Here is a 5,202-nt window from a genome sequence, read left to right as displayed (position 1 = left end):
AGGGCTATTGTTACCCTTGTGCTTTTTATATGTATTAATCCAGTTTCGGGAACACGTCTAAGGTAAATTGATCCTTGACCTGGTTTGGTTCCTTTGTGTACTCCACGCGTTCTAGAATGCTTTTGAGGAGTATGTTTTTTTGTTTGGGGTCGAATGTCTTAGGATATAACCCCAGAACATGTTCCACCTGGGGGATCACGTTAGATCGGGCTTTGGATTGTTCCTCAGCCTTAGCCTTGTCCTCTTTTGCCCGTTTAATTGCCGTCCGGGTGTCTGAGATCCGGGCCGCCAGACGGGTGGAACGTTCCATAAACGTTTCGTCGTCGTATATGCCACGTTCCAAGAGATCGTGGAGGCGTTCCCGCTGACCCTCTAACTCTGTCAATTCTTTCTCAAGCGATTTTATAGCCTGTTCCCTGGCTGTTATTTCGGACAGGTCGTCTTTTTGTTCCCTGCTCTCTGGTTCCCATTGTAGACGATATTCCTTTAACCAGTCCCCCAAGACATTTAAAAGCCGGCTTTCCACATAATCGAACCGAGTGGATTTGTTGTTACATTGTTTGTTGATACATAGTAGGTGGGGCTTTTGCTTTTGAGAATCTTGCCTTACCATTGATCTTCCGCACTTTCCGCATTTAACCACCCCGGCCAGAGGGTTTTTAATTCCCTGTAATTGTCTATACGGGGGATGTGTTCGCCTTTCTAGAATGTCCATGGCCTTATCTGCCGTTTCCCGATCGATTAGGGGAGTATGGCGGCCTTTCACTTCCACCCATTCCTCCTGGGGTTTCGTTCTGGTTTGCTTCCGCCCTTCCGCCACCTTTTGATAGTCCACTTTCCCCCATTGAATGTAACCAGCATAAACAGGGGATTTTTTGATGATGTTTAAAACCAGGTTCCCCATCCATTCCCGGCTACGACGGGGTTTTATCCCCATTTCATTTAACCGTTCCGCTATCCGATACGTTCCCGCCCGTTCCGATTCGGTCGAGGTGTACCACTTGAATATGAGACGGACGGCGTTGGCTTCCTCCTCGATAGGTTCCAACGTATGGCCTCGATCATCCTTTATAATGCGGTATCCATATGGAGCAGTCGAGGCGATCCAATTCCCGTCCTCCAATGACCGCCGCCGCCCGGATTGTAGCCGCCGGGTGATCAACTTCAACTCTTTCCGGGCCATGAATGCTTCAAACTCGGAATACTCTTCATCCCATTCATCCTGAAGGTCGTAAACCTTACGCGGAGTGACAATCTTTGTTCCCGACCGCCGGAGGGTGTCCAAGATTAAACCTTGTTCCTGCATATTCCCCCGACCCAACCGATCCATGTCCATTACCAGAACTCCATCATAAATGCCTGTTTCGACTTCTTTAAGGAGCGCCATCATTTCCGGTCGATGGATAAGACTTTCCCCGGATGCGATCTCCTCCCGAATGCGGACAATATTAAAACCCTGCTTCTTTGCCAAGGAAAGCAGGGTTTTTCTGTGTTTCCTAAGTGTTTCCCCTTCCCCGCGTGCCTCAGCCTCCATATCTGCTCGGGATTTGCGTAAATAAACCGCTACCCTGTCCATTTAGTCTTCCTTCTTTCGCTTCATTAACATGTACTCAATCACTTCCTTAGCGGCTTTTAATTGTTCCTCATCGAGAGGGGTTCCGTCCCAATGATATTTTTTAAATGATCCACTATCTAACATTTCCCTAACATTAAAATCCTGCTGTTCCTCGTTATCATCTAGCCCTAAAAGATAATCCGACGACACCCCGAAAAGTTTGGCCAATGCTGTTATAATCTCTTCATTTAAACGTTTGTCCCCTCGTTCTAACTCGTAATAATATTGCGCGGATACCCCTATTCGTTCCGCTAATTTATATCCACTCAATTTGTTTTTCTTCCTCAATTGCTTTAACCGTGATCCTGTTTTATTGGCGACCATTTTCCATGTACCCCCTTTGTATGCAAATAGCATATCAACGTTGACAAGCAAATACAACATTACATACGCTTACATGTCAAGTACGCAAATAGCTTAAAAAGTGAGGTATTAGCCGTTACAGAGAGATATACCGAATTAACCGTGTGTGAGGGGTTATATCGCCTAATCGTAATGTTGTAAATTTGTATGCCAATAGCATATTATTATGGTACGCCAACGGCGGAAAGGAGGTTGCGATGGTGTTAAGTCAACTTGTGAGACGCCGCATGAAAGATAACAACATTACCTTTCAGATGTTGGCGGAAAGAACCGGCTATAGCGCGTCATATCTCAACAATATTGTTTGCGGTCACCGTCGTTGGAATATCGACACCATGCAAAAGGTTTGTAGTGCTTTGGAGATCAAATGGAACCCATTCACAGGAGGGGAAAATGGTGAAAACATTCAAGCGGGGTGAAACAGTGATTCGGGTTCACCCGCCCAAGACAACCCCAGAGGAACAGAAAAGAGTCCTAGCCGAAATCCAGCGGATCAATTGGGAAATCTGGGATTCCATCCAAGGAGGTGAATCAAATGAAAGTCAAAGCGGGGGAATGGGCAAGGTTGCCCTGGGGTAAACGCTGGAGGCTCTTAATTCAGGAGAATGTGAGGCAGCAAATAGCTCGCAAGGGGTGGTATTAATGGAACCCTTCCACCGCCGCCTAGCTGAACTGTACTGGAAGTGTAGGGGAAAGATCGGAGATTTGAACAAACCGGACACTCGGGAGTTAAGGGAATGCCTGAAAGCACATTTTCATTGGGCTTTGGAGTTGAACCGCCTTGAAATGTTGGCGGATACGGCCCGTCGAGCGAACGATGAGGGCTGGGAGAAAGAAATCTGTGGGCAGATCGACAAGCATCTTATGAGCACTTTAGGAGGCAATTGAGATGACGAACGAGATCACAGAACTTTGCGACAAGATGGAAGAGCTTTTGACGGATGACGAGGAATGCCTGAGAGACGAAACGGGCGGCGAATATCAATTCCACCCGGAAACATGGAAAACGTGGGCGAAATTACGAGAGATTTTGACCGGGAGGGATTGCTTATGAAAACATCCGAGAACACACAGGAGATATGCAAAGCCTTGGTAGCGTTCCACGGGGAGGTTGGGCGAATCACCAAAGACGGCCAAAATCCCCACCTGAAAAACCGATACGCAACCATTGACCAAATCATAGAAGAAATCCGGCCCATCTTGGCATCCCATGGATTGTTCATCATGCAGATGCCCACCAACACGGAGGCCGGGGAAATTCAAATGACCACCCGGATTTTTCATACCTCCGGCCAATGGATGGAATCCCCGGTCCTGACCCTGAAACCACAAAAGATGGACCCTCAAGGGATCGGATCAGCCGTCACCTATGCCCGTCGGTACAGTCTCACCTCGTTTCTCTCCCTGAACACCGGGGAGGACGACGACGGAAACAGTGCAAGCGCCCCGACACAACAACGGAAAGTCCCAGCTAAGGGTAAAGCACCCGCCGCCCAAAAGCCCGGACAGAAGGCGGGAGGGCCGCAGGGGTTAGCAAGTCAAGACCAACGGCGGAAACTATTCGCCAAAGGATGCACCGAAAAGGGGCTTACAAAAGATCAACTGAAAAAATTGGTCAATTACCAAACCGGGAAAGACAGCACGGTAAAACTTACCCCGAAGGAAATAGACGATTTGGTCAAGTTGATCGAAGCCATGGACGGGGCAGAATTGGTGCAGTTGATCGGGGAGAAGGCGCTTGAATCGGCAGTCAATACCGGGCCAATACAGCCCGAAGAACTGGAGGGGTTGAAATGATCTACCCGGAGACAGAGGCGGAGGTTAGGGAAGCAGTCAAGGTGGCGGGGTATCCGCCGGAAATGGTTGACGAGTTAGACCGGGAAAGCCTTTTTGAACTCGCGTTCCATGTGCTGGTGGATGTGATGAAGCCATGAAAGGGGGTGGTAAGGAAATCCCGGTATGAGTAGCACAGAAAACGCATGAGGGTACATGGGATGTTTACCCGCCGGAAAGTACAGTCCCGATCTATCGGGGATTGGAGAGCAAGCGGCGGGCTAGGAAAGCGATCAACCAAACCGCAAAGGAGGCTTAGAAAGATGGAATGGATGTTTGAAACGGTGGCGGAAGACGGCCAAAAGCCTTTGTCCCAGGAAGAACTGGAGGAGCGGCTTAACTACTTGGAATTTGTCGAGGAACAGAAAAAGCCCACCGCATAAGACGGGGGCCACAAGAAATTTAACCTACCAATAAAGATACCACGGCCAGCCGGGGGCCACAACCCCGGCACCCATTCAAGGGAGGGGGACGCGGTGGAAAATGTCATTCGCGCATTCAAGGACCGAACCCCGGAAAAGAAGATCATTGTTTTGAGGCTGGAGCTTGATTATTACCTGATGGAGTTGTGGGACGCGATAGAGAACGGCCATTCGTGGAAGGTGGCGCTGTTGAAGGTAAGGCTTGATGAGATTCGACAGCAACTGCTGGAACTGGAGGCATTTTGAGAGGAGGCGGACGAGTGAATGGAACGTCGAGAGATCATAAATGGGACAGTCGAATGGTTTGACGATTCTGGTTCTATTTGGCTCTATTCCGAGAATGGGAAAGTTGTCATAAATGTAATGGCTTTGTTGCGGCAGGGGCATGGAACCGGGATTAAAAAGGCGATATCTCCCGACGTAGCGCAAGAGATTATAACGGAGCTTCAAAAAGTAGTTTTTCAAGCCAAGGAGGCGGCGGACCAATGATCACCTACACAGCGCGAATCAGCTTTATGAGGAACCATCCGGGGATGCGATATCTTCAGCGGGGCGACCGGGTGGTTATCCGGGGGAAGGCCCACGAAGTGCGGGAGGTTTTCACCTGGGATGGAAAGCTGGTCTACGACACCGATTGGGGCCTGTTGTACGCGGAGGAATTAGAACGGATCTAAAGGAGGCGGCGATGGGGATCACCGAAGAAACGCGGCGGGAGTCGTACGAGAACATCAAAGGGACGGTTGCGGGGCGTCAGGCCATTGTTTTACAGGAACTGAAGAAATGTCCGCGCCTGACGGCTAACGAATTGGCTTTGCGGCTGTATAAACAGGGGATCATCCCACGCCCCGAGAGAAATTTTGTCCATCCCCGGCTGACTGAACTAGTGGAAGACGGACGGGCAGCGGTTGCAGATAAACGAACCTGCACCGTTAGCGGGAAATGTTGCGCTGTCTATGTGGCGACTGGGAG

At 49.5% G+C, this 5,202-nt stretch carries 12 protein-coding genes; 10 read left to right on the top strand and 2 right to left on the bottom strand.

The features are described from left to right. Positions 1–34 precede the first annotated feature (34 nt). Both ACFOUO_RS10190 and ACFOUO_RS10185 read right to left on the bottom strand, forming a co-directional pair. Positions 35–1,576 (bottom strand): recombinase family protein, encoded by a 1,542-nt coding sequence (locus ACFOUO_RS10190; protein WP_380704873.1) that lies wholly within the window; start codon positions 1,574–1,576, stop codon positions 35–37. Then, positions 1,577–1,939 (bottom strand): helix-turn-helix domain-containing protein, encoded by a 363-nt coding sequence (locus tag ACFOUO_RS10185; RefSeq protein WP_380704871.1) that lies wholly within the window; start codon positions 1,937–1,939, stop codon positions 1,577–1,579. Between the two features lie 239 nt (positions 1,940–2,178). Here ACFOUO_RS10185 and ACFOUO_RS10180 point away from each other — a divergent pair, with 239 nt between their 5' ends. From ACFOUO_RS10180 to ACFOUO_RS10135, 10 genes are all read left to right on the top strand, one after another. Beyond that, positions 2,179–2,397 (top strand): helix-turn-helix domain-containing protein, encoded by a 219-nt coding sequence (locus ACFOUO_RS10180; protein WP_380704869.1) that lies wholly within the window; start codon positions 2,179–2,181, stop codon positions 2,395–2,397. Further along, the gene (locus tag ACFOUO_RS10175; protein WP_380704867.1) at positions 2,375–2,557 is read left to right on the top strand and encodes a hypothetical protein; all 183 of its coding nucleotides are present in this window, start codon (positions 2,375–2,377) and stop codon (positions 2,555–2,557) included. Before ACFOUO_RS10180 ends, ACFOUO_RS10175 begins: the two co-directional genes overlap by 23 nt. A 63-nt stretch (positions 2,558–2,620) precedes the next feature. Continuing rightward, on the top strand, positions 2,621–2,866 hold the full coding sequence (locus tag ACFOUO_RS10170; RefSeq protein ID WP_380704865.1) for a DUF7667 family protein: 246 nt from the start codon (positions 2,621–2,623) through the stop codon (positions 2,864–2,866). Position 2,867: 1 nt separating this feature from the next. Beyond that, on the top strand, positions 2,868–3,032 hold the full coding sequence (locus ACFOUO_RS10165; protein ID WP_380704863.1) for a hypothetical protein: 165 nt from the start codon (positions 2,868–2,870) through the stop codon (positions 3,030–3,032). Then, positions 3,029–3,775 carry an ERF family protein gene (locus ACFOUO_RS10160; protein ID WP_380704861.1) on the top strand — a complete coding sequence of 249 codons (747 nt, stop codon included), beginning with the start codon at positions 3,029–3,031 and terminating at the stop codon, positions 3,773–3,775. Before ACFOUO_RS10165 ends, ACFOUO_RS10160 begins: the two co-directional genes overlap by 4 nt. Next, positions 3,772–3,912 carry a hypothetical protein gene (locus ACFOUO_RS10155; RefSeq protein WP_380704858.1) on the top strand — a complete coding sequence of 47 codons (141 nt, stop codon included), beginning with the start codon at positions 3,772–3,774 and terminating at the stop codon, positions 3,910–3,912. Before ACFOUO_RS10160 ends, ACFOUO_RS10155 begins: the two co-directional genes overlap by 4 nt. Before the next feature lie 375 nt (positions 3,913–4,287). Continuing rightward, a complete protein-coding gene (locus ACFOUO_RS10150) occupies positions 4,288–4,479 on the top strand; it encodes a hypothetical protein (protein ID WP_380704856.1) in 192 nt (63 codons plus the stop codon). A gap of 18 nt (positions 4,480–4,497) precedes the next feature. After that, positions 4,498–4,722: a hypothetical protein gene (locus tag ACFOUO_RS10145; protein ID WP_380704854.1), complete on the top strand. Its 225-nt coding sequence runs from the start codon at positions 4,498–4,500 to the stop codon at positions 4,720–4,722. Continuing rightward, positions 4,719–4,907 (top strand): hypothetical protein, encoded by a 189-nt coding sequence (locus ACFOUO_RS10140; protein ID WP_380704851.1) that lies wholly within the window; start codon positions 4,719–4,721, stop codon positions 4,905–4,907. The genes ACFOUO_RS10145 and ACFOUO_RS10140 overlap by 4 nt, the downstream gene beginning before the upstream one ends. Positions 4,908–4,918: 11 nt before the next feature. Beyond that, positions 4,919–5,202, top strand: a 284-nt coding sequence (locus ACFOUO_RS10135; RefSeq protein ID WP_380704849.1) for a hypothetical protein, incomplete at its 3' end; no start/stop codon positions are given.

The sequence above is a fragment of the Salinithrix halophila genome (assembly GCF_042650125.1).
Taxonomy (GTDB): domain Bacteria; phylum Bacillota; class Bacilli; order Thermoactinomycetales; family DSM-45169; genus Salinithrix; species Salinithrix halophila.
The sequence above is the reverse complement of the archived record's forward strand: the minus strand, read 5'-3'. Positions and strand labels throughout refer to the sequence as shown.